The 22,981-nt window shown below is 73.9% G+C and carries 25 protein-coding genes; 13 read left to right on the top strand and 12 right to left on the bottom strand.

Annotation, left to right across the window (positions count from 1 at the left end):
- Window positions 1-185: 185 nt before the first annotated feature.
- The 5 genes from ABTZ99_RS23535 to ABTZ99_RS23515 form a co-directional block, all read right to left on the bottom strand.
- Entirely contained in the window at window positions 186-1,787 is a 1,602-nt protein-coding gene (locus ABTZ99_RS23535; RefSeq protein WP_499613936.1) for a S8 family peptidase, read from the bottom strand.
- A gap of 129 nt (window positions 1,788-1,916) precedes the next feature.
- Window positions 1,917-2,555: a hypothetical protein gene (locus ABTZ99_RS23530; RefSeq protein WP_499613933.1), complete on the bottom strand. Its 639-nt coding sequence runs from the start codon at window positions 2,553-2,555 to the stop codon at window positions 1,917-1,919.
- Window positions 2,539-2,979 carry a DUF4383 domain-containing protein gene (locus ABTZ99_RS23525; RefSeq protein WP_498785900.1) on the bottom strand — a complete coding sequence of 147 codons (441 nt, stop codon included), beginning with the start codon at window positions 2,977-2,979 and terminating at the stop codon, window positions 2,539-2,541. Before ABTZ99_RS23525 ends, ABTZ99_RS23530 begins: the two co-directional genes overlap by 17 nt.
- A 68-nt stretch (window positions 2,980-3,047) precedes the next feature.
- On the bottom strand, window positions 3,048-3,701 hold the full coding sequence (locus ABTZ99_RS23520; protein WP_499613930.1) for an STAS domain-containing protein: 654 nt from the start codon (window positions 3,699-3,701) through the stop codon (window positions 3,048-3,050).
- A gap of 10 nt (window positions 3,702-3,711) precedes the next feature.
- A complete protein-coding gene (locus ABTZ99_RS23515; protein ID WP_499613928.1) occupies window positions 3,712-4,671 on the bottom strand; it encodes a Ppx/GppA phosphatase family protein in 960 nt (319 codons plus the stop codon).
- A 120-nt stretch (window positions 4,672-4,791) separates the two neighbouring features.
- On the opposite strand from ABTZ99_RS23515, the gene ABTZ99_RS23510 reads away from it, so the two are divergent.
- A complete protein-coding gene (locus ABTZ99_RS23510) occupies window positions 4,792-5,589 on the top strand; it encodes an SDR family NAD(P)-dependent oxidoreductase (RefSeq protein WP_498785894.1) in 798 nt (265 codons plus the stop codon).
- Window positions 5,590-5,682: 93 nt separating this feature from the next.
- On the opposite strand, the gene ABTZ99_RS23505 is transcribed toward ABTZ99_RS23510, so the two are convergent.
- A complete protein-coding gene (locus tag ABTZ99_RS23505) occupies window positions 5,683-5,958 on the bottom strand; it encodes a hypothetical protein (protein ID WP_498785891.1) in 276 nt (91 codons plus the stop codon).
- Window positions 5,959-6,009: 51 nt separating this feature from the next.
- On the opposite strand from ABTZ99_RS23505, the gene ABTZ99_RS23500 reads away from it, so the two are divergent.
- The 7 genes from ABTZ99_RS23500 (at window position 6,010) to ABTZ99_RS23470 (ending at window position 12,984) form a co-directional block, all read left to right on the top strand.
- Window positions 6,010-6,381, top strand: a complete 372-nt coding sequence (locus ABTZ99_RS23500) for a hypothetical protein (RefSeq protein ID WP_498785889.1) — start codon at window positions 6,010-6,012, stop codon at window positions 6,379-6,381.
- A 10-nt stretch (window positions 6,382-6,391) separates the two neighbouring features.
- Window positions 6,392-6,904 carry a GNAT family N-acetyltransferase gene (locus ABTZ99_RS23495; RefSeq protein WP_499613923.1) on the top strand — a complete coding sequence of 171 codons (513 nt, stop codon included), beginning with the start codon at window positions 6,392-6,394 and terminating at the stop codon, window positions 6,902-6,904.
- A 44-nt stretch (window positions 6,905-6,948) separates the two neighbouring features.
- Entirely contained in the window at window positions 6,949-7,866 is a 918-nt protein-coding gene (locus ABTZ99_RS23490; protein WP_499613920.1) for an anti-sigma factor RsbA family regulatory protein, read from the top strand.
- A gap of 258 nt (window positions 7,867-8,124) precedes the next feature.
- Complete coding sequence (locus ABTZ99_RS23485) at window positions 8,125-8,865, top strand: alpha/beta fold hydrolase (RefSeq protein WP_498785882.1); 741 nt, start codon at window positions 8,125-8,127, stop codon at window positions 8,863-8,865.
- A 10-nt stretch (window positions 8,866-8,875) separates the two neighbouring features.
- Window positions 8,876-11,362: an NACHT domain-containing protein gene (locus ABTZ99_RS23480; protein WP_499613917.1), complete on the top strand. Its 2,487-nt coding sequence runs from the start codon at window positions 8,876-8,878 to the stop codon at window positions 11,360-11,362.
- A 9-nt stretch (window positions 11,363-11,371) separates the two neighbouring features.
- Entirely contained in the window at window positions 11,372-12,019 is a 648-nt protein-coding gene (locus tag ABTZ99_RS23475) for an HAD family hydrolase (protein WP_499613914.1), read from the top strand.
- An 8-nt stretch (window positions 12,020-12,027) separates the two neighbouring features.
- A complete protein-coding gene (locus ABTZ99_RS23470; protein WP_498785876.1) occupies window positions 12,028-12,984 on the top strand; it encodes an LLM class F420-dependent oxidoreductase in 957 nt (318 codons plus the stop codon).
- A gap of 70 nt (window positions 12,985-13,054) precedes the next feature.
- Here the strand turns inward: ABTZ99_RS23470 and ABTZ99_RS23465 are convergent, their stop codons facing one another.
- Window positions 13,055-14,389, bottom strand: a complete 1,335-nt coding sequence (locus ABTZ99_RS23465; RefSeq protein ID WP_499613911.1) for a serine/threonine-protein kinase — start codon at window positions 14,387-14,389, stop codon at window positions 13,055-13,057.
- Between the two features lie 186 nt (window positions 14,390-14,575).
- On the opposite strand from ABTZ99_RS23465, the gene ABTZ99_RS23460 reads away from it, so the two are divergent.
- Window positions 14,576-14,743 (top strand): hypothetical protein, encoded by a 168-nt coding sequence (locus tag ABTZ99_RS23460; RefSeq protein ID WP_498785872.1) that lies wholly within the window; start codon window positions 14,576-14,578, stop codon window positions 14,741-14,743.
- A gap of 61 nt (window positions 14,744-14,804) precedes the next feature.
- Here ABTZ99_RS23460 and ABTZ99_RS23455 read toward each other — a convergent pair whose 3' ends face one another.
- The 3 genes from ABTZ99_RS23455 to ABTZ99_RS23445 form a co-directional block, all read right to left on the bottom strand.
- Window positions 14,805-15,293, bottom strand: a complete 489-nt coding sequence (locus ABTZ99_RS23455) for a hypothetical protein (protein ID WP_498785870.1) — start codon at window positions 15,291-15,293, stop codon at window positions 14,805-14,807.
- 67 nt (window positions 15,294-15,360) lie between these two features.
- Window positions 15,361-15,819, bottom strand: a complete 459-nt coding sequence (locus ABTZ99_RS23450) for a hypothetical protein (protein ID WP_498785868.1) — start codon at window positions 15,817-15,819, stop codon at window positions 15,361-15,363.
- A gap of 55 nt (window positions 15,820-15,874) precedes the next feature.
- Window positions 15,875-17,143 carry a PucR family transcriptional regulator gene (locus ABTZ99_RS23445; RefSeq protein WP_499613906.1) on the bottom strand — a complete coding sequence of 423 codons (1,269 nt, stop codon included), beginning with the start codon at window positions 17,141-17,143 and terminating at the stop codon, window positions 15,875-15,877.
- Between the two features lie 81 nt (window positions 17,144-17,224).
- Between ABTZ99_RS23445 and ABTZ99_RS23440 the strand changes: the two genes are divergently transcribed.
- From ABTZ99_RS23440 to ABTZ99_RS23425, 4 genes are all read left to right on the top strand, one after another.
- Window positions 17,225-17,659, top strand: a complete 435-nt coding sequence (locus tag ABTZ99_RS23440) for a hypothetical protein (protein WP_499613903.1) — start codon at window positions 17,225-17,227, stop codon at window positions 17,657-17,659.
- Complete coding sequence (locus ABTZ99_RS23435; protein ID WP_499613900.1) at window positions 17,656-19,086, top strand: aldehyde dehydrogenase family protein; 1,431 nt, start codon at window positions 17,656-17,658, stop codon at window positions 19,084-19,086. Before ABTZ99_RS23440 ends, ABTZ99_RS23435 begins: the two co-directional genes overlap by 4 nt.
- A gap of 148 nt (window positions 19,087-19,234) precedes the next feature.
- Window positions 19,235-19,870, top strand: a complete 636-nt coding sequence (locus ABTZ99_RS23430; RefSeq protein ID WP_499613897.1) for a hypothetical protein — start codon at window positions 19,235-19,237, stop codon at window positions 19,868-19,870.
- A complete protein-coding gene (locus tag ABTZ99_RS23425) occupies window positions 19,867-20,769 on the top strand; it encodes a DUF4231 domain-containing protein (protein ID WP_499613894.1) in 903 nt (300 codons plus the stop codon). The genes ABTZ99_RS23430 and ABTZ99_RS23425 overlap by 4 nt, the downstream gene beginning before the upstream one ends.
- Before the next feature lie 98 nt (window positions 20,770-20,867).
- On the opposite strand, the gene ABTZ99_RS23420 is transcribed toward ABTZ99_RS23425, so the two are convergent.
- Both ABTZ99_RS23420 and ABTZ99_RS23415 read right to left on the bottom strand, forming a co-directional pair.
- Entirely contained in the window at window positions 20,868-21,599 is a 732-nt protein-coding gene (locus tag ABTZ99_RS23420; protein WP_498785856.1) for a dienelactone hydrolase family protein, read from the bottom strand.
- Window positions 21,600-21,768: 169 nt separating this feature from the next.
- Window positions 21,769-22,923, bottom strand: a complete 1,155-nt coding sequence (locus ABTZ99_RS23415) for a response regulator (protein ID WP_498785854.1) — start codon at window positions 22,921-22,923, stop codon at window positions 21,769-21,771.
- Window positions 22,924-22,981 lie beyond the last annotated feature (58 nt).

The following is a 22,981-nucleotide window of genomic DNA, read 5'->3' as shown; positions in this document are numbered from 1 at the left end:
AAGCCGGGCAGGCCTGGCGGACGCTTTTCCCGCCAGGCCTGCCCGGCTTTGGCCTGCCTGGGGTGCCCGTAAGGGCCCCATGTCAAATCGAGCCGAACGAGACCACCACCGCCCCGCCCAACCCAACCAACCCAGCCAACCCAGCCAACCCAGCCAACCCAGCCAGGCCCAACCCGCACAACGGATCAGAACCCGATACCCCACCCATCGATCTTCCCGGTGTCATACGCATACGCGTCCTTCACCCGCAACTTCCACGTCCCGTTCTTCTCCTCCGCCGACGTGTCCACCTTGAACGTCTCGTGGATGCCGTCCGCCGAGTTCTCCCCACCCGACCGCCGCAGCACGAACACCGCACCGCTCGGCCCGACCAGCTCCACCGCCAGATCAGCGGTGTACGGGTGCACGATGTCCACCTTCACCGAGGTCGTCGCCGTGCCACGACCGTCGCATCCGGACACCACGATCTCCGACGTCACGGCCTCACCGGCGTCCGGGATCGCCACGTCCTCCTCGCTCGTCCCGCCCTTGCACGTCGGCGGGTTCGGGTCGCCGCCGTTGATGAACCCCGTGTACAGCAACTTGTTCGGCGTGCCGGGCCCGGAGTTCTTGACCACGCCGTCGGTCGCGTTGTCGATCAACGCCTTCGCCACCTCCGCCGGCGTGGCCGCCGCACGAGCGGGATTCGCGCTCAGGTACAACGCCGCCGCGCCCGCCACGTGCGGTGACGCCATCGACGTTCCGTTGATCGTGCGCTCCGCGCCGTCGTTCCACGTCGACGTGATCTTGGTGCCAGGGGCGAAGATGTCGGTGCAGCGACCGTAGTTGGAGAACGACGACCGGCTGTCCGTGCTGTCCGTCGCGTTGGTCGTGATCGCTTCCGGGACGCGCGCCGGCGACGTGCGGCACGCGTCGCGGTTGTCGTTGCCGGAGGCCACGGCGACCGTGACACCGGCCGCCACGATCTTCTTCACCGCGTCGTCCACCGCCGTGCTGGCCGCCCCACCGAGGCTCATGTTCGCCACCGCCGGCTTGGCCGCGTGCTGCGCCACCCAGTCCAGGCCGCCGACGACCTGCGACCACTGGCCGGAACCCTGGCAGTTGAGCACCCGCACGCCGACCAGCTTCACGGCCTTGGCCACGCCGTACGTGGTCGAGCCGATGGTGCCCGCGACGTGCGTGCCGTGGCCGTTGCAGTCCTGCGCCTCCGCGTCGTCGTCGATGAAGTCGTGCCCGTCGGCCGCCCGACCGCCGAAGTCCTTGTGGTCCTTGTGGATCCCGGTGTCGACCACGTACGCGGTCACGCCCGCGCCGGTGCTGTTGTAGGTGTACTTCTTGTCCAGCGGCAGGTTCTTCTGGTCCACCCGGTCCAGGCCCCAGGTCGGGTTCTCCTGCGTGTCGGTGGCGTGCGCGAGGGCGTCCTGCTCGACGTACTCGACCGCCGGGTCGGCGGCCAGCCTGCGCGCCTGCTCCGCGCTCATCGCGGCCGCGAACCCGCGCAACGCGGCGGTGTACGTCATCTTGACCGCGCCGCCGTACGTGCCGACCAGGGCCTGCGCCGTGGCGGGCGTCTGCTGCACGCTCACCGCGGTCTCCCGCAACGCGACGATGTAGCTGTCCTTCACCGCGCCCGGCCGGTTGGCGCCGAGGACCTCTCCCTCGGGTTGCCTCCCCACCCCGAATCCGTGTCCGTATCCATAGCCGTGGCCCGCGCTCGCCAGCAGCAGGGCCGATGTCGCCAGGCCTGCGGTGACGACCCGTCGCCGGGTCGAGCGATCGTGTCGCATCGGTCGTTCTCCGTTCACTCGGCCGCCAGCAGGGGTGTCGGTGCGGGAACGCCTGCGCGAACCAAGGGCGCGACAGCCTCCGGACCTCGACCAGCTCGTCACCACTCGACTACCCCGCGCAACCGGTGCTCATGCGTCCGGAGCAGTCACCGGATCGGGCGATCGGCCGCGCCGACTACCCCGATAGGCCCTCTCGCGCGCCCTGGCCAGGGCCGCCGGCGCCAGGTCGAGGCCCGGCGGGCGGTTCCGGATCGGGTCGAGCGCGGGCAGGTCGCGGTCGACGTCCAGCGGTCGGACCACGAGCCTGCCGACCGGCCGCCACGGCGCGCCGATCTCCAGCGTGAACCCCAGTTCGCCCGGCAGCCCGGTCAACGCCGCCGAGCAGAGCCGCCGGTGATCGGGGACGGCGGCCAACCACACCAGCCGGTCACGCCAGCGGAACGGGGTGATGCTGCCGTACCGGGCGCTGGTCCACGTCCGCGCGGGCCGCGGCAGCACGCGGGCAACGCACGTGGACAGCAGCACGTCCCACGGCCCCGGCAGCCGGAACGCCAACCCGAGCACGTCCGGCAGCCCACCCGGCGTGCCGGCGCCCTTCGACAGCCGCCCGGACACCTCCGTCACGCCGACCGGCAGCGGCAGCCCGGGGTCGAACGTCACGGTCACCGTGCCGTCGAACCACCGGCCGCGCGGGTGGAACGCCTTGGCGTCCCGCGCGCCGGCCAGCACGCGGAAGGCGGGTTCGACGAGGTCAGGCACTGCGCGCATGCGGGTTGCCCTTGAGCGCCGAGCCCAGCGCCACCATGCCGAGGCCGAGCCCCAGGTGCAGCCAGTCGTCGGCCGCGTCGACCGGCACGAAGTTCGCCGCGCCCTCCTTGTCCACCACCAGCCCGTACAGCCACAGCACCAGGTACAGCGCGCCGCCGCCGATCAGGAACGCCCGCGCCGCCGACGCCGTGCGCGCCATCACCAGGCCCACCACGCCGAACAGCAGGTGCACCAGGTTGTGCAGCACCGACACGTGGAACACACCGATCAAGTGCGCGCCGGATCCGGGACCGGCGAACGCGATCTCGTCCAGCCCGGTGGTGATCCCGGGCACGAACCCGAGCACGCCCACCACCAGGAACACGACCGCGACCGCCATCGCCGCCGCGCGGACCGGGTGCGGCAACCGGGTCGTCGCACTCATAGCGGATCACCTCGCCTGTGACGGTGGTCCCGCTCGACTACCCCTCGACGACCGCTCGAAACAGCCCGTCACCACCCGGCGCTGACCGGCCCCTCATCGGAACCGACACCTTCGCCGGATCTGGCACCCTCCCCGGATCCGACGCCCTCCCCATCGACCTGCACCGCACGCCGCCCCCCACGCGACACCCGCCCACGGGCCACCGCACCACCGCCCACCGCACTACCACCCACCGCACGACCACCGGCCGCACCTCCCGCCACCGCACGACCACCCGCCACACCGTCCACCGCACGCCCGTCCACCGCACGCCCGTCCACCACACCGTCCACCGCACCACCACCCGCCTCCGCACCCGACGCACCCGCCTGCCCGCTCGCCGCCGCACGCCCCGTCGCCGCCGACGCCACGTCCGGGTAGCGGGGGAACAGCCGATCCAGGTCCGTCCGCTCGAACACCCGCCGCACGTGCGGCGGCACGGCGGCCAGCCGCAGCCAACCGCCCGCCCGCTGGGCCCTCGCCCTGGTGCGGACCAGCGCGCTCATCGCCTGGGCCCCGCAGAACGCGACCCCCGACATGTCGAGCACGATGCGGTCACGTCCCTCGCTCACCAAGCGGTCCATCCGGTCCAGCACCCGGCGCGCGCCCGCCAGGTCCAACTCCCCGGTCGCCACGACCACCGCGCACCCCGTCCGGTGAGCCTCGACCGACAGCGCCAGCATCCCGATCCCTTCACGCCACCCGGCAGTACTCGTCGTCATCGCCGCCCGCGCCGATCAGGGCGAGCAGCAGCCCTTCCCTGGTCGACCAGGGGCATATCTCCACCTCGTCGTGCCCGGTGTCCACCATCAACGCCTCCGCCACCAGGGCTCCCGCCAACGACTGCTCCGCGCGGTGCCGGGAGATGCCCGGCAACCGGGCGCGTCGCGGCACGGGCATCCGGGCCAGCCGGGGTATCCAGCCGCGCAGGTCGGCCAGGCGCAGGGAGCGCGGCACGAGCGGTCCCTCCTGCTGCGGCCGCGCCCCGGCCAGCCGCGCCAACTGCTGGAACACCTTCGAGCAGCCGACCGCCCGGTGCTCGGCGACCGACGTCCCCTCCAGCGCGACCACCACCCGGTCGTGCACCAGCACCTGCTCCCGCGCCAGGCCTCGGTGGTCGCGCCGCGCGGCGCGGTCGACCGCGAGCCGCCGGGTCATCGTGCGGGCGCCGAACGGCAGCGAACGCGTGAACGACGGCTCCACGTCGTCACCGACGGCGAGCTCCACCGTGCCGCCGCCGACGTCGAGCACCAGCAACGGGCCGGCGCGCCAGCCGAACCAGTGCCGCGCGGCCCGGTAGGCCAGGCGTGCCTCCTCCTGGCCGGGCAGCACGCGCAACCGGGTGCCGGTGCGGCGGGCGACCTCGGCGATGACCTGCTCGGCGTTGGGCGCGTCGCGGATGACGGAGGTGGCGAAGGGCACGACGGCGGAGACCCCGGCGCGTTCGGCGATCCGGTGCGCGGCGTGGACGGCGGTCACAACCTGTTCGACGCCTTCCGGGCGGAGTCGGTTGTCCCGGTCGAGCGCCCGGTCGAGCCGGAGCCGGGTCTTGTGCGAGAGGACGGGGTGCAGCGGCGAGCCGGAGACGACGACCAGGTGGGCGCTGAAGCAGCCGACGTCGAGCACGCCGACCTGGCCGGGTCGTCCGGACATACGTCACCACCATCCGCGTGTGAGAGGTACCGGGAGGAGTGCCCAAAGGCGCATCGGGTGAAACCGGATTGGGTGATCCGACTCCGGGTAGTTCAGGGCCACTCCGGGTAGTTCAGGGCCATGAGTGCTTCGGAGAGGCCGTTGGCGGTGGTGACCGGCGCGTCCAGCGGAATCGGGCTCGAGCTGGCGAAGGTGTTCGTCGAGCACGGGTTCGACCTGGTCGTGGCGGCGGAGAACGACGTGGTGCACGACGTGGCGCGGGAGTTGGCCGCCGGTGGGGCGCGGGTGGACCCGGTGCGGGCGGACCTGGCCACGTTCGAGGGCAACGAGGACCTGGTCGCGGTGGTCGAGGGCGTGGGACGGCCGGTGGAGGCGTTGGCGGTGAACGCCGGGGTCGGCGTCGGCGGTGATTTCGTCGACGACAGCGACCTGCGCAGCCACCTGCGGGTGGTGGACCTCAACATCTCCTCGGCGGTGCACCTGGCGAAGCGGCTGGTGCCCACCATGGTGGAACGCGGTGCAGGCCGGGTCCTGTTCACGTCGTCGGTGGCCGCGACCGCGCCCGGGCCGTTCCACTCGGTGTACGCGGCGTCGAAGGCGTTCCTGGCGTCGTTCTCGCAGGCGTTGCGGGAGGAGCTGCGCGACAGCGGGGTGACCGTGACCGCGCTGATGCCGGGCCCGACCGACACCGACTTCTTCCGCCGGGCGGGCATGACGGACACCAAGGTCGCGACCGGGCCGAAGGACGACCCGGCGGACGTCGCGCGGGCGGGGTTCAAGGCGCTGATGGACGGCGACGACCACGTGGTGGCCGGTTCGCTGCGGACCAAGGCGCAAGCGGCCGCCGGCCGCGTCCTGCCGGACCCGGTGAAGGCGCGGGCGATGCGCGCGATGACCGAACCGGGCTCTGGGGGTTGACCCCGGCGCGGCCGAACGTCCGCGCCGCGGTGGAAAGCCGACAGGCCGACCCGGCTCCCGGGAACCGACCCAGGCGCCGCCGATCCGCCTGGGTCAGAACTCCGGGATCTCGGGCACCCGCCTCTTCGACCTCTCCCCCGACGCCCGTGCCCGCGCTTCTGCCTCGGCCTCTGCCCACCTCCGTGCCTCACGGTGATCGCGCGTCACCCCGGGCTCGGGCGTCTCGTCCCCGATCAGCGCCCGGTACTCGTCGACCTCCTGCGGGGTGGGGTCGATCGGCGCTTCCTCGGCGACCTCGTCCGGGTCGATCGGGTCGACGGGCTCTTCCGCCCGCTCCCGGGGCTCCAGTGGTTCCTGTGCTGCCGTCATGACCGCTGGTTACCCCGTGTGCGGATGCTCGAACGGGGTAACCGTGACGCCGTGACCATCCACGCGAGACGAGATGTGCCCGCCCTGCCCGACCTGGTGTTCAACGCCGCCGCCGACCCCGCCCGCCTGGCCTCCTGGCTGCCCGACCCCTACCAGGTCGTCGGCCGCACGGACGACGTGCTGATCCTGCGCGCCAACGACGAGCCGCACCAGGTCAGCCTCGCCGCCGACTACGACCGACTGCTCCTGACGTGGACGCCGCTGGCCGAGCACGGCTGCCGGGGCGAGCTGCGCGTCTCGCTGGCCGGGGTGGCGGGCAGCGTCGCCGAGCTCCGGGTGGACGACTGCCCCGACGACCAGCTGCCGTCACGCCTGCTCGAAGCCCTCGCGAACGCGGTTGAGCAGAACCTCACCGCCGGCTGATCATGCACCCGTGGACCTCCGCGCCGCCCGGCCCGACGAACTGCCGCTGCTGCCCCCGATCGAACGGGCCTCCGGTGAGCCCTTCCGCGAGTTCGGCATGCCCGAGATCGCCGACGACGACCCGATGCCGCTGAGCACCCTGGCCGGACTGCACGTCTGGGTGGCCGTCGACCCGCTCCCGGTGGCCTGGATCGCGGTCGAGGTGCTGACCGCGGACCGCGCGGCGCACGTCGAGCAGGTCTGCGTGCACCCCGACCACGCGCGGCGCGGTATCGGGGCGGCGCTGCTGGACCACGTCGAGCGCTGGGCCGCGACGCGCGGGCTGGAGGCGTTGACCTTGACCACGTTCCGCGACATCCCGTGGAACGGCCCCTACTATCGACGACTCGGGTTCCACGAGGTGGCGGACCTCTCGCCGGCCCTGACGGCCGTCGTCGCGGCGGAAGCCGCACGTGGACTCGACCCCGCGACACGCGTTTGCCTGCGCAGGCCGCTCCGTGACGATGATCGGGCGGGATACTGAACGGGCAGTCCTCCCCTGCCAGCAACCGTTCGGAGGTTCCCCCGGTGGTCGACTTCGTGCACGAGGCACTGCTCTACCGCGACGACGAGGAGTACCTCGCGGGGACAGTGCCGTTCGTGCGCGACGGCGTGACCGCGGGTGAGCCGGTGCTGGTGGCCGTGCCGCAACGAGGCATCGACCTGCTGCGGCGCGCGCTGGGCGGGCTGGCCGAGCAGGTCGAGTTCCTGGACATGAGACGCGCCGGGCGCAACCCGGGCCGGATCATCCCCGGCGTGCTGACCGCGTTCACCGACAACAACGCCGCCACCGGCCGGGTGCGGATCGTCGGCGAGCCGATCTGGCCGGGCCGCACGGACCTCGAGTACCCGGCCTGCGTGCAGCACGAGGCGCTGATCAACACCGCGTTCGAGGACCGGCCCGCGTGGATCCTGTGCCCGTACGACACGGCGAACCTCGCGCCGGAGGCGGTGCGCGACGCGGAGACCACGCACCCGGTCGTGGTCGAGGGGCAGCGGCGCAGGCAGAGCACCGGTTACCGCGAGCCGTTCCTGATCGCCGAGGAGTTCAACCGACCGCTGCCCTCGCCGCCGCCGGACGCGCTGACCCGCCGGTTCGACCTGGACGCCCTCGGCGCCACCCGGCGACTGGTGGCCGCGTTCGCCGTCGAGACCGGCCTGACCGCAGACCAGGTGGAGGACCTGGTGCTCGCGGTCAACGAGCTGACCACGAACAGCGTGGTGCACGGCGGCGGCTTCGGCACGCTGCTGCTGTGGCGCGAGGGCGGCGCCGTGGTGTGCGAGGTGCGTGACGCGGGCCGGATCGCGAGCCCCATGGTGGGCAGGCGCAATCCCGGCGCCAACGCCCGCGGCGGGTACGGCGTCATGCTGGTGAACCTGCTCTGCGACCTGGTCCGCGTGCACACGCACGAGGCCGGCACCGCGATCCGCGTGTACGTCGGCTGACCTCGCTCCCGCCCCGCCCCGGCACACCGCGCTCCCGCCGCGCCGCACCCCCTCCCCCGCACCCCACCGCCAGCACACCCGCCCTCAGCGCACCCCGCCCCGGCCCGCCCTCCGCGCCCCACCCCCGCCCTGCCGAGCCGATCTACGTGTGTGCTTGCACACCAACCGACCACCGTCGCCCGATCCGCCCTGGTCACGAATCGTCCTTCGCGCGCAATTCCCGCCGCCGCACGCGCGTCGCCCGGCAGAATCTGCCACGTGACTCCCGCACTTCTGCTCGCCCACGGGGCCGGTGGCACGGTCCGCGCCAACTTCAGCCCCCTCATCCCGCGGCTGTCGCGCAAGCGCAAGGTGCACGCGGTCGACTTCCCCGGCTCGGGGACCACCCCCCGCGCGACCGGCCCCCTCGACCTGGACGACCTCGCCGACCGGCTGGTGGCCGCCGCCGAGGGCGAGGAGCGGTTCGCGGTCGTCGGCTACTCGATGGGCTGCGCGGTCGCCGTGCGCGCGGCGCGGCGCCACCCCGAACGCGTGACCGCCCTGGTGCTCACCGCCGGGTTCGCCCACCTCGACCCCGAGACCGCGGAACGGGTGCGGCGGTGGCGTCGGCTGCTGGACGCCGACCGCGCCGAGCTGGCCCGCTTCCTGATGTCCGTCGCCCTGGGCGCGCCGTTCGAACGGCGGCTGACCGCCGAGCAGACCGCGGGTTTCCTGGAGCTGATCGCGCTCACCGTCCCGCCCGGCACCCCGGAGCAGGTCGACCTGGTGCAGCGGATCGACCTGCGTGACGAGGTGCCGACGCTGACCGTGCCGACCCTGGTGATCGGCGCGAAGCACGACCGGCTGATCGCGCCCGGCACCACGCGCGGGCTGGCCGACCTGATCCCCGGCGCGCGGTGGGCGGAGCTGGACAGCGGCCACTCGCCCGCGGTGGAGGCCCCCGCCGAGTGGGGACGGCTGATCGAGGAGTTCCTGGACTCCCTCCCCGCCCGCGTCTGAGCGCTGCGCCGTGCACCCCGAACCACCCGTCCACAACACCTTCGACGGCACCGCCACGTTCGTGCTGCAGGCCAGGGACGTGCACGGCGACGTGCACGTCCACCTGCCGCCCGCGGCCGAGCCGGTCGACCTCGCCGCCGCGGAGCTGGCCGCGCTGGTGCTGGCCCAGTGGCGCGACGAGTCCGCCGCCCGCGACGTGTTCGACCCCGCGCCGCTGCCGGTGGTGTGGCGGGCGGGCCCCGAGCACGCCGACCACCGGGAGAACATCGGTGGCGCGGTGCCCGAGGGCGACGACCTGGCACGGCTGGCCGAGGCGTTCCGCGCGCTGCCGCGCGGCAGGCTGGTGGTGCTCGGCGAGCCGGGCTCGGGCAAGACCACGTTCGCGATGCTGATGGTGCAGCAGCTGCTGGTCGACCTGCGGGTGAAGCAGACCGTGCCGGTGCTGCTGTCGATCGCGTCCTGGGACCCGGTCCGCGAGAAGCCCGCCGAGTGGCTGCTGCGCCGGATCACCGAGGAGTACCCGGGTCTGCACGTCACGCACGGCCGGGCCGCGGTCGAGCGGCTGGTGCGCGACCGGCGGGTGCTGCCGGTGCTGGACGGGCTGGACGAGCTCCCCGCGCCGGTGCGCGGCCGGGCGCTGGCGGCGTTGCACAAGGGGTTCGGCGAGGTGATCGTCACCTCCCGCGCCGCCGAGTACGCGGCGGCCGTGGCCGACGGCCAGGTGCTGCGGTCGGCGGCCGTGCTGCGCGCCGCGCCGCTCACCCCGTCCGCCGTGGTCGCGCACCTGCGCACCGCCGTCACGCCGGCCCGATTACCTGCCTGGCGCCCGGTGCTCGAGAAGATCGAGGCCGAGCCGGAGGGCGACCTGGCCGCCGCGCTGTCGACCCCGCTGATGGTGTGGCTGGCGCGCCGCGTCCACCGCTCCCCCGCCGCCGATCCCGCCGGGCTGACCCGCCTGCCCGACCGCGCGGCCGTGGAGGAGCACCTGCTGGACGGGCTGATCCCGGCCGCGTTCGACGACGAGGACCGCGGCCGGTGGGACGTCGAGCAGGCCACCCGGTACCTGCGGTTCCTGGCCGACCACCTGACGGCACGCGGTGAGCAGGACATCGCCTGGTGGCGGCTGAGCCGGGCGCGACCGGCCCGGGTCGCGTTCCTGGCGCTGGCCTCGCTGGTCACCGGCGTGGTGCTGGCGGCCCTGGTCGTCGCCGACCTCAACTTCGCCCGCCTCGACGAGCTCGACTGGCTCCCGATGGCGCTCAGCTTCCCGATGGGTGTGGCCGTCTGGGTGTTCGTGGAGTTCACCGCGGGCGGGATGGCGGCCGACGGTCGGGCGCCCACCGGCAGGCCGGGCCCGACGGCGTGGCGCAGGCGGATCCGGGCGCTGGTCCAGGAAGCGCGGCACCGGCCACGCCAAGCCGCGCTCGCCGTGACCGGCTGGGTCGGCGGCACGGCGGTGGTCGGCGTGCCGCTGGCGTCCGTGGGCGACAACTTCGGGTGGTTCCTGGTGCCCCTGGCCCTGCTGCTCGGGCTGGGCAAGTCGGTCCTGATGTCACCGGTCGACGCGGACCGCGCCGTCGACCCGGACGCCCTGCTTCGCGGCGACCGCAAGGCGGTGCTCGCGGCGCTGGTGCTCATCGCCCCGCAGGTCGGCTCGCTGATGTACCTGCCGACGCTGCACGAGGGCAAACCGGTCGTGGTGCAACTGCTGCTGGGCGCGGTGTACATGGTCGGCTCGTGGGCCGGCTGCGGCGCGGTCATGCTGCTGGTCAGCGCGTCCGGGCGGTGGGTGCTCACCAGGGTGGGCCTGGCGCTGACCGGCCGGCTGCCGTGGGCCGCCCTGGCGTTCCTGCGCGAGGCGCACCGGGCGGGCGTGCTGCGCCGGGTCGGCGGCGTCTACCAGTTCCGGCACGTCCGGCTGCGCGACCGGCTGGCCACGGCGGCGCCCGCGCCGGAACGGGTGCCGACCACCGTGCCGGTCCGGGGCAGCGAGGTGCTGTTCCGGCAGGCGAACACGGTTTCGAGGCCCCGGGCGGCGCTGTCGATCGGGGGCGGGCTGGCGTCCGCGGTGTTCGCGGCGTCCGGCAACCTGCCCCGGATGTTCGTCCCCGGCTGGGTGCCGGTGGCCCTCGTCGGCGTGAGCATCGCGGTGCTGCACTGGCAGGTGCGCGGCGTGCCGTGGCGGCCCAACCGGCTGCGGGTGGAGCCGACCCGGCTGGTCGTGTCGCGGTTCGGCTCCACCCGCGAGTTCACCGCCCGCGAGGTGGGCGGGCTGGAGATCCGGTGCAGCGAGGGCACCTACGGCCTGTACCTGCGCGGGAAGTCCAAGAGCCGCCCGCTCGACACCCGCGGCCAGTTCGTGGTGTGGACGGCGGACGACGACGGCTGGCTGCCGGTGTGGCCGCTCGGAGCCACCGCCGAACAACACCCCGACCTGGACCGGGCGCTGGCGCGGTTCGCGCGGTCGGCCGGTTTGCGGGTCTCCCGGCCGGGCTAACCAGGCCGCATGACCAACACGCTCGTCCTCGACGTGGACGGCACGCTGGTGGACACCAACTACCACCACGCGGTGGCCTGGTTCCGCGCGTTCCGCCGCTTCGACCTCACCGTGCCGACCTGGCGCCTGCACCGGGCCATCGGGATGGGCGGTGACAAGCTCGTCGCCGCCGTGGCGGGCGAGCACGTGGAACGGGAGCACGGTGACGAGGTGCGCAAGGCCTGGGAGGTGGCGTTCGAGCCGATGCTGGCCGAGGTCAGGCCGCTGGAGGGCGCGCACCGCCTCATCTCCTCGGCGCTGGAGCAGGACTTCGCGGTGGTGCTGGCCAGCTCCGGCAAGCGCCACCACGTCGACCACTACCTGAAGCTGATCGACGCGTCCGGCATCACCTCGACCTCGTCGGACGACGTCGCCGAGAGCAAGCCCGCGCCGGACCTGGTCGAGGTGGCGTTGCGGCGGGTGGACCGGGGCGGCCGGGCCGTGGTCATCGGCGACTCGGTGTGGGACTGCGAGGCCGCCGCACGGGCCGGGCTGCCCGCGGTGTGCCTTCGCACGGGTGGTTTCGGCGAAGCCGAGTTGCGCGACGCCGGCGCGTCGGCAGTCTACGAGGAACTCGACGAGTTGCGGGCGGACCTCACCGACCTGCCGATGGCGTAGGAGGAATCGTGCGGATCGGCTACACGCTGATGACCGAGCAGGCCGGGCCACGGGAGCTGGTCGAGCACGCGGGCCTCGCCGAGCAGGCGGGGTTCGACTTCGAGGTGATGAGCGACCACTACTCGCCCTGGCTGGACGAGCAGGGGCACGCGCCGTACGCGTGGAGCGTGCTCGGCGCGGTCACGCAGGCCACCGAGCGGGTCGAGCTGATGACGTACGTGACCTGCCCGACCGTGCGCTACCACCCGGCGGTGGTGGCGCAGAAGGCGGCGACCGTGCAGCTGCTGTCTGGCAACCGGTTCACGCTGGGCATCGGCGCGGGCGAGAACCTGAACGAGCACGTCGTCGGCCGCGGGTGGCCGCCGGTGAACGTGCGGCACGAGCTGCTGCGGGAGGCCGTGGAGATCATCTCGCAGCTGTTCGAGGGCGGGTACGTGAACTACTCGGGCCAGCACTTCCGGGTCGACTCGGCGAAGCTGTGGGACCTGCCCGAGCAGCGCGTGCCGATCGCGGTGGCGGTGTCCGGCGGGCAGTCGGTGCGCACGTTCGCGCCGCTGGCGGACGCGATGGTGGCGACCGAGCCGGACGCGTCGCTGAGCCAGGAGTGGGACGTCTTCCAGGGCAAGCGGTCGCGCAAGATCGGTCAGCTGCCGATCTGCTGGGACCCCGACCGCGACGCGGCGGTCGAGCGGGCGCACGAGCAGTTCCGGTGGTTCGCGGGCGGCTGGAAGGTCAACTCGGAGCTGCCCGGCACGTCCGGTTTCGCCGGCGCGACGCAGTTCGTGCGACCGGAGGACGTGGCCGCGCGGATCCCGTGCGGCCCGGACGTCGGCCCGGTGGTGGAGGCGGTGGCGAAGTTCCGCGACGCGGGCTTCACCGACCTGGCGCTGGTCCAGATCGGCGGCGACCACCAGCCGGAGTTCCTGGACTTCGCCAAGGGCGAGCTCCTCCCGGCCCTCCGCTGACCAAACCGCACCCACCCGACCGCACCCACCGGCAGCGCTCACCGGCAACCGATCGGGCCGCCGGGTCGGGTCAGCCCCGGCCCGACGAGGCGCCGCGGTCCCTCGACGGCGGCCCGGTCACCACCGTGGGCGGTCCCGGGGTCGGCACGATCACGACCGGCGCGTTCGACGGCACGACCGGCGTCTCCCGTTCGGCCTTGGTGGTGGTCGTGGTGGTCGTGGTGGCGGCAGCGGGCGTCGTTTCCGTCACCGTGTTGCCGCCGCCGGCGGCGTCGTCCCCGGTGTTCCCGGCCGGCAGCTCCCGCACCGGCGCGTCCTGCAGCACCGTCACCGTGGAGGGGTTGCCCGGCACCACCGCGCCGGTCTCCGTCCCCTGCTCGGCGATCGGGTCGGCCGCGGTGCTCGTCACCGGCCTGCCGCCGCGCCCACCGGGCCCGGAGTCGAACGGGTCGCTCATCGCCAGGAAGCCGATCACGGTCAGCACCGCCGCCGCGGCGGCCGCGCCCAGCAGCAGCGGCCGGTTGTCGGACTTCGGCTCGGGCTCGTCCGCCTGGGGCCGGTCCACCACCGCCACCTCGACCAGCGGCGACAGGCCGGCGCTCGCCCGCTGCGCAGCGTCGAGCAGGCGCTCGCACTCCGCCGCCGACGGCCGCTTGGCCGGGTCGGACGCCGTCATCGCGGTCAGCACGTCGACCCACGGGTCGGGCAGGTTGGCCGGGATGCGCGGCTCCCGGTGCAGCCGCGACAGCGCCGCCTCCGTGTCGCCGCCCGGGTACTCCGGCCGCCCGGTCAGGCACTCCAGCAGGACCAGGCCCAGCGCGTAGACGTCGGCGGCCGGCAGCACGTCGCCCCCGCGCACCTGCTCGGGCGCGAGGTAGCCTGCGGTGCCGACCAGGATCCCGGACCTGGTCACGCGGGTGACCTGCGCCTGCAACGCCAAGCCGAAGTCGGCCAGGTACGCCCGCCGCCCGGTCGCGTCGAGCAGGATGTTCGACGGCTTCACGTCCCGGTGCACCACGTCGTTGGCGTGCACGTGGGCCAGCACGCCGGCGATCTGCGACCCGATCGCGGCCACCACCTCGGGCGACATCGCCCCGCGCATGCGCCGGCGCAGCGTGCCGCCGTCGACCGGCTGCATCACGAAGTAGGGCCGCCCGCGGAAGCTGCCGGTGCCGTACACCTCGACCAGGCCGGGGAACTGCAGCTCGCCGAGCACCTGCGCCTCGCGGTCGAGCCGGATCCGGTCCTCGCCGGAGGCCTGGCCCAGGAAGAACTTGATCGCGACCTTCCGGTCGAGACGGGTGTCCACCGCCCGGTACACCTCGGCCATGCCGCCCGACCCGTACAGGCTGCCGAGGGCGTACCTGCCGTCGACCACCTCACCGGTCAGGTCACCGTCCCACATCCGGTTGAACCTCCGCTGTGTCGACGACGTCGGCCCGGACGCCGGAAGCTACCTGGCCGCGGGCACGGTCAGCCACCCGGTTTGCCGTTCCGCGTCCACCTACCCGTAGCACCGCCGTCACAAACCACCGATTTCTTCGGGATGCCGAAGCCGTGTCGGACCCCTGGCCCGGGGTACCTCCGCGACATGACCGAACGCGAGCGCGAACCCACGATCGACGAGTTCATCGACGACCCCGCCGCGAAGGTGGACGCCCTCGGCGAGGTGGACGAGGTCAGGCCCGCGCAAGACGGGAACGACCCGGATGAAGAGTACGAGCACGGACCGGTGGACGGCGCCGAGCCGACCGACTGAGCGCCGAAGACCACCCGGTTGAGTGACCTCCGGCGCACGGTCGAGCGAAATCCCTCACCCGTTACGGCACGGCGGTCGTGCAGGTCGCCGTTGAGGGGGTCGTAGTGGTGGTAGAGGGCAGGGTGGTCACCGGCGGACCGGCCGAGGCGGGCCGGGTGCCGCTGCAGTAGTGCGACTCCACCCGACCGTCGGACGCGTCGCCGTGCGCGAACACGACGTACTCGGTGCCCGGGTAGAGCCTGATGCCGCACATCGCGCCGCTGGCGGGCGTGATGATGTCGACCTGCGACGGCACGTCGGCCTTGTAGACCCGGCCGACGTCGACGGTGTACCGGTACTTGTCGTCGTAGGTCACGGACGGGTCGCCTGCCTCCAGCGCCTCGCTCAGCACGAGCGCGTCGAAGACGTAGGTGGCCTGGTAGAAGCGCTGCCCCTCGGTGCTGGGCAGGCAGCTGCACGCGCTGGCCGGACCGGTGAACACCGAGGTGAGCAGAGCGGCGGTGACGGTGACGACGCCGGCCGCGTGGGCCAGGAATCTCAAGCGCGGCACGGTTTCCCCCTGGTGGTCGAAGGAGAGCGCCCCGCGGCGCGATCTCCGGCGGGTGGACGGCGGGTGGTCACGGCGTGGCCGTCGTGCAGGTCGTCGTGGGCGGCGAGGTGCCGGACCACGGCGAGGTGGTGGTCGGCGGCCCGGCCGCGGCCGACCTGGTGCCGCTGCAGTACTCGGTCTCCACCCGGCGGTCGGACACGTCGCCCTTCGCGAACACGACGTACGCCGCATCGACGGTGAGCCGGATGCCGCAGGAGTGGTTCCGCGGCGACAGCACGTAGACCCGGTGCGGGACCTCACCCTTGTACTCGGTGTCGACCTCGACCGTGTACCGGTAGAAGTGCTCCTCCGCCTTCTCGTGGACCACCGTTCCGGAGAACACGTAGACGGCTTGCTGGTAGCGCAGGGCCTCGTTGGCCGGCATGCAGACGCAAGCGCCGGCGGGGTTGACGAACACGGCGGTGAGCAAGGCCGCGGTGACGGTGACGACCGCCGCCGCGTGGGCGAGTAATCGGAAGCGCGCCAAGGGATCCCCCTCGTGGACAAGGAGTGGACGGTGGCGGTGTCCGCCCAGCGTACGGTCAGGCGTGCAGGGCCAGCCACAGTTCGGCGCGCACGCCCGCGGATTCCAGCGAACGGCCGAGCAGCGCCTCCACCCGCTTGAGCCGGTTGCGCACGGTGTGCCGGTGCACGCCCAGCCGGGCGGCGGCCGGGTCGGCTTGGCCGTGGCACGCGAGCCACACCCGCAGCGTCTCGCGCAGCACGTCGTCCAGTGGAGCGAGCAGGGCGGCGGCGAACTCCGCCGCGTCCGGCGCGAGCAGGCCGGACCCGGCGACCTCCTCGAACGCGTCCACGCCCGCCTCCAACGCGCGCAACGCCTCCCGGTAGCCGCGCGCGACGCCGTTCACGTCCACCGGGCTGGACGCGGCGGCGGGCACGTCCACCTCGCGGGCCAGCACCACGACCCGGCCGTCCACCTCCGCCCAGAACCCCGCCGGCTCCGCCCGCTCGCGCAGCACGAACACCCGGAACGGCCCGTCCGGCACCCCGTCCACCGGCACGCCCGCCAGCACCAGCCGGAACCGCGCCTCCCGCAGCTCCCGCCGCACCGCGTCGACCTCGTCCGACCGGGCCAGGGCCACCGTCAGCAGGGACGCGGCGGTGTTGACCACGCCCGCGTCCAGCGGCGCGCCGGCCGCCACGGCCAGGTAGCCGCGCCGCCCCAGCACCTGCATGGCGACGTGCCGCCCGTCCGACTGCCACGCCGCGCCGGCCGGCCCGCCCGCCGCCGCGAGCCGCCGCAGGTGCCCGGCGAGGTCGGGCAGCGAGCCGACGACGTGCACCGGCGTGCCGTGCGGGTCGAGCAACGCCGCCGCGCCGTCGATGAGCCGGGCCAACCTCCGTACCACGCCCGTCGGCCCGTCGGCGACCGCGGCACGGGCCAGCGCCCGCTGCGCCGCGCCGGTGCGCGCCAGCGCCGCGTACTCGTCCGCCGCGACGGCCCGCGACACCGCCTTGGTGATCGCGATGAACGGCGTGGCCATCGGCACCTCCAGCAGGGCCAGCCCGGCGTCCCGCGCGGCCCGGACCAGGTCCGGCGGCACGTGGTCGTGGCTCAGCCCGGTGCCGAACCCGAGCCCCACGACGCCGGCCGCCACCAGCCGCCGCACGTACCCGTCGGGCGGCCCGAGCGCGATGCCGGTGGTCAGCAGCAGCTCACCGCCCTCCAGGAACGGCGTCGGGTCGGCCAGCTCGGTGCTGTGCACCCACGCCACGACCCGGTCCAGCCCCGCGTCCACGTGCACCGTCAACCCGACCTCGCGGGCCAACTGCCCGACCGTCAACGACATGGACACTGTGTACAGGCCACCGCCACCCCATCGCCACTGTGGATACTGTCGCCCGCCCCCGCGCCGGTCGATGCTGTACCCATGGCCCGACCGCGCGCGGAGATCACCGGACCCCGGTCACGCGGGCCGGCCGAACGCCGCCGGTCGCACCGCGTGCCGCCGGTCGCCGACCAGGTCCCGACCGGCTCCTGCCGCCCGGCCGGCGTCGTCCCGGACCTGGTGGCGGAGGGCCCCGCGGGCGAGCCGGTCGCCTACACCTCCTCGGCCGCCACCGACACCACGCGCGCGCCGGACCTCGACGCCGCTCGACGCACCGAGTCCACCGCCCTTCCCCACGCCCTGGCCGACGTGCGTGACGCGGTGCCCGCCGTCGAGCCGACCTCCCCCGAGGTCGCCGCCGGAGTCGTCGTACCGACGTACCCGTACCCGTGGGAACGTGATCTGCCTGCTGCCACCGCCCGTCATCCCCGACGGGCGGCCGAAGGCCTGGACGTGCTTGAAGGAGCCCTGCAGTGACGACGACGCCGTACTGGGTCGCGGGCGAGCCCGCGACGAGCGAGGACCTGGTCGAGATCCGCACACCGCACGACGGCGCGCTCGCCGGCGTGACGTCCAACGCGACCGCCGAGGACGTGGAGCGGGCCGTCGCCTCCGCGCACGCCGTGGCCGGCGACTTCGCCGACCTGCCCGCGCACGCCAGGGCTGCGGCGCTGGACCACGTGTCACGCCGGCTCGCCGAGCGCGCGGACGAGGTGGCCGCGCTGATCACCGCCGAGTCGGGCAAGCCGGTGAAGTGGTCGCGGATCGAGGTCGCCCGCGCGGTGTCGACGTTCCGCTGGGCCGCCGAGGAGGCGCGCCGCTTCTCCGGCGAGCTCCAGCGGCTGGACACCGACCCGGCGGCGAACGGCAGGCTGGCGCTGGTGCGGCGGGCGCCGCGCGGTCCCGTGCTGGGCATCGCGCCGTTCAACTTCCCGCTGAACCTGGTGGCGCACAAGGTCGCGCCCGCGTTGGCGGTGGGCGCGCCGATCGTGGTCAAGCCCGCGCCGTCGACACCGCTGGTGGCGCTGCTGCTGGGCGAACTGCTGGCCGAGACCGACCTGCCCGCCGGTTCGTGGTCGGTGCTGCCGGTGCCCAACGAGGTGGCGGGCGCGCTGGCCGAGGACCCCCGGCTGCCGGTGGTGTCGTTCACCGGTTCCGGCCCGGTCGGCTACTCCATTTTGGACCGGGTGCCGCGCAAGCACGTCGTGCTGGAGCTGGGCGGCAACGCGGCGGCCGTCGTCTGTCCGGATTGGACGGACCTCGACCGGGCGGCGCAGAGGATCGCCACGTTCTCGATGTACCAGGGCGGGCAGTCGTGCATCTCGGTGCAACGCGTGTACGCGCACGAGGACGTGTACCCGGCGTTGGCCGAAGCCGTGGTGTCGCACGTGCGCAAGCTCGGCACCGGCGACCCGACCGACCCGGCCACCGACGTCGGCCCGCTGATCAACGAGGCCGCCGCGCGGCGGGTCGAGGCGTGGGTGGACGAGGCCGTCGCGGCGGGTGCGCGCGTGCTGGCCGGCGGGCGGCGGTCGGGCGCGACCTACGAGCCGACCGTGCTGGCCGACGTGCCGCCGGGGTGCAAGGTCGTGGACGAGGAGGTGTTCGGGCCGGTGGTGGTGCTGGACTCCGTGCCGTCCGTCGACGAGGCCTTCAACCGGGTGAACGCCTCCCGGTTCGGGTTGCAGGCGGGCCTGTTCACGCACGACGTCCGGGTGGCTTTCCGCGCCGCCAAGCGACTGGCCGTCGGCGGGGTGATCGTGGGCGACGTCCCGAGCTTCCGCGCCGATCAGATGCCGTACGGCGGTATCAAGGAGTCGGGAACGGGCCGCGAGGGGGTGCACGCGGCCATGGAGGACCTGACCGAACAACGGGTCCTCGTCCTCACCGACCTGGAGTTGTAACGCTTGACACCAACCCACGCCGTCATCGCCGGCTACGACGAACGGCCCCGGCGGCGGCCGGTGCGATCGGGTCGGGCCGCGGCCGGGTGGGAGAGGCGTGGGGGTGAAACGAGGTGCGGTGGCGCGTGCGCCGGTACGGTCGCCGATCGTGGACAGGGTGCGGGTCGGGTCGAAGGCGGAGTTGGGTGGTGCCGGGTTGCCCGTCGGCCGGCCGGTGCTGGTGCTGGTCGGTGGCGCCGCCGGGATGGAGCGGGACGGGCTGGAGGCGTTGGGGGTGGTGCTGCGCGGGTTGGTGCCGCTGCTCGACGCGTGCGGCGCGGTGGTGGTGGACGGCGGCACGGACGTCGGCGTCATGCGGGCGGTCGGTCGGGCGCGTGCGGCGGCGGGTGGGCGGTTCCCGCTGATCGGGGTGGCCGCCGAGGTGGCGGTGGACCTGGACGCGTTCGAGCCGAACCACACCCACCTGGTGCTGGTGCCCGGTGGCGCGTGGGGTGACGAGTCGCCGTGGCTGGCCGAGGTGGCGGACGTGGTCGCCGGACCGGAACCGTCGCTGACCGTGCTGGTCAACGGCGGGCCGATCACGTTCGACGACGCCGAGCACAGCCTGGGCCGCAACCGGCCGCTGGTCGTGCTGCGCGGCAGCGGTCGGACCGCGGACGCCATCGCCGAGGGCGCGGACGAGCGGTCCACCGCGATCGCCACCTCGCCGTTGACCACCGTGCTCGGCCCCGACGAGCTGCGCGCGCACGTCGAACGGGTCTTCCGACCGGAGGGGGAGCGATGACGGCGAAGGGCTTGGGCCACGACGACCTGCCCGGCTTGTTCGAGGCGGCGGACAGCGCGTCGCTGGACGGCCAGCACCGCTACGTCCGCGGGGTCCGGCTGCGGCTGCTGCTCGCCGTGGCCGCCGCCGCGACCGGCGCGGTGCCGTTCGTCCTCGGTCGGGTCGACGTGGCCGCGATCGGCACCGCGATCGCGTTGGCCGCGGTGTCGGTCACCGAGCTGAACCTGAAGGCCGCCCGCCCCGAGGACCGCTGGTACGACGGCCGGGCGCTGGCCGAGTCGGCGAAGAGCCTGGCGTGGAAGTTCAGCGTCGGCGGCCTGCCGTTCGACAAGGCGGGCGGCGAGGCGGGCAGCGAGGCCGAGACCGAGCGCCGGTTCATCCAGCAGATGCACAAGCTGCTGGAGGACGCGCCGACGACGAGCATCCGGCCGTCGCAGCGGCCCGTCGTCACCGAGGGGATGAGGGCGCTGCGGGCGGCGCCGTTCGCCGAGCGCAAGGTCGCCTACCTGGAGGCGCGCGTCGCCGACCAGCAGCGCTGGTACACGGCCAAGGCGGCGCGCAACGAGCGGCTGGCCGGGTGGTGGCGGGCCGGGTTGCTGTCGATCGAGGTGATCGGCATCTGCGCGGCGCTGGGCAAGGCGGTCGGCGCGGTGCGGTTCGACCTGGCGGGCGTGGTGGCGGCGGTGATCGCGGCGGGCACGGCGTGGATCAGCCTGCGCCAGCTGTCCACGCTGGCCCGCGCCTACACGTTCGCCGCCAACGAGCTCGCGATCGTGCGCAGCCGGTTGGAGCTGGTGGAGGACGAGCCGTCGTGGGCCAGCGAGGTGGCCGACGCGGAGGAAGCGGTGAGCCGGGAGCACACGATGTGGCGGGCTTCCCGGACCCGACCGTCCAGCTGACGGCGGCCAGGGCGGTTCCACGCCGGCACGATCACCGAGGCGGTCCCCGCCCTGGACCGCCCAGGCCCTTCGCCAGGAGAGCCCCTACCGCCCCGGCCTCACTTCAGGTGCCGGGCGAAGAACCGGTTCCCGTCGTCCCCCTCGAACCCGGGCACGCCGGTGTGCCCGCCCATGTTGGCGTGCAGCGTCTTCTCCGCGGAGCCGAAGGCGTCGAACAGGTCCAGGGCCTGCTGCCGGTCGTTGCCCTCGTCGTCCCACTGGAGCAGGACCTGCAGCGGGATGGAGATCTGCCGGGCCTCCTCGAACACCTTGCGGGGCACGTAACTCCCGGCGAACAGCAGCGCGGCCGCGAGGCGCGGCTCGACCACCGCCAGCCGGACGCCGATGGAGATCACCCCTCCCGAGTACCCGACCGGGCCGCCGATCCCGGGCAGCGGCAGGAGGGCGTCCAGCGCGGCCCGCCACTCCGGGACCGCCTGGTCGACCAGCGGGAGGACGAGCCGGTCGACGATCCCGTCGTCGACCGGCGTACCGGCCTCCAGCGCCCGGCGCAGGTCGGCGCGCGCTTCTTCGACGGCGGCGAAACGGGGCCGGTCACCGCCTCCGGGCAGCTCGATGGTGGCCGTGGCGAAGCCCTCCGCCGCGGCGTGCCGGGCCCGGGACACCAGTCGCGGGTACATCCGGGCCAGCCCGCCCGGGTGGCCGAGCAGGATCAACGGGGACGGTGCGGAGGCGGATCCGGGCGTCCACAGGATGCCGGGGATCCCGCCGAGGGTGAACTCGCGCTCGAGGACGCCGTCGTCGAAGCGCTGTTCGGACGTGAACCGCATGGTCGTGCCTTTCGGGAGTGCTCGCGGAACGGCGCTCCCGGACGACCTACCGCCCGACCGTGACCCCGGAGGGGAGCACCCATGTCGACTCGTTCACGGGTACCACCTCCTCGGTCTCTCGCACGGCCGCCGGCACGGTAGCAGTGGTCGCCGTGGCCCGCCAACGGGTTTAGTCGGGCACGTCCAGGCGCCCCGGCGGCTGCTTGTCCGGCGGGTTCAGGAGCCGCTCGGCGTGGCTGTAGCCGATCCGCGGGCCCGACGCCGGCCGCGCGGGCCGGTTCGGTGGTTGGTAGTAGTAACCGAGGCCGTGCGCGGTGACGATCGCGGTGGGGTCGAGGCCCGCGGCCGCGAGCTTCGAGCGCAGCATGGCCATCACGACCGCCAGGTTGCGCTTCAGGGGGACGGTCGCCCAGGAATCCCCCCACACGTGCGCGACGATCGCGTCGATCGACTGCACCGAGCCCGCCGACCGGACCAGGATCTCGAGCAGTCGGAGCTCGCGGGGCGAGCACGTCGCCTCGACGCCGCCGACGCGAACCTCCGGCAGCCTGAAGTCCACGCGGAGGACCCCGTCGTCGTAGACCTTCTCGGCCGGGGCGGCCCGCTGTCGCATGGCCCGGCGCATGCGGGCCACGAGCTCACCCAAGTCGTAGGGCTTGACGAGGTAGTCGTCGGCGCCGGTGTCGAGACCGAGGGCGATGTCGTCGACGTCGCCCCGTGCGGTCACGACGATCACCGGGATGTCGCTCGCGGCGCGGAGCTTGCGCAGCAACGTGATGCCGTCCATGTCGGGCAGGCCCAGGTCGAGCAGCACCACGTCGGGGCGCTGCGTGATCGCCTCGCGCAGCCCCGTCCGGCCGTCGCGGGCCGGCACGACCTCGTACCCCCTGCGTTGCAGGGCCCCGATCAGCGCCTCGGACACGCGGTCGTCGTCCTCGATGAGCAGCACCTTCCCCCGACCGGAGGGGTGGGGAGCGGTCCGCGCCGGTTCGGGGTTCGCGTCGGCGATGGGCCGGGTCTCCACCGCCGTCACGGAAGCGCCCTGGCCGACCAGGAAGGCCAGCGCGAGTTCCCGGCACGCGGGGCAGACCTTCAGCTGCCGCCCGTCCACCGCGAGCAGGAACGCCGCGGCCCGCTCGCACCGGTGCCCGGCGACCTCGACGTCGCACTGCCGGGCCAGGCGTGCGGTGGCTCGTTCGGTCTCGTGCTTGCGGGCGCGGTGGGCGCGCGAGCGGCACCGGTCCGAGCAGAACTTGCGCGGGCGGCCGGTCTCGGTCGAGGAGGACAGGGGCCCGCCGCAGACTTGGCAGGTCGGTGTCGTCACCGAGGAGTCCCCCTCCCGATTCGCCGGAACGAAACGACTTTCGTGTCGCCCTCACGGT

Source organism: Actinosynnema sp. NPDC002837 (assembly GCF_040295345.1).
Lineage (GTDB): Bacteria > Actinomycetota > Actinomycetes > Mycobacteriales > Pseudonocardiaceae > Actinosynnema.
The sequence above is the reverse complement of the archived record's forward strand: the minus strand, read 5'-3'. Positions and strand labels throughout refer to the sequence as shown.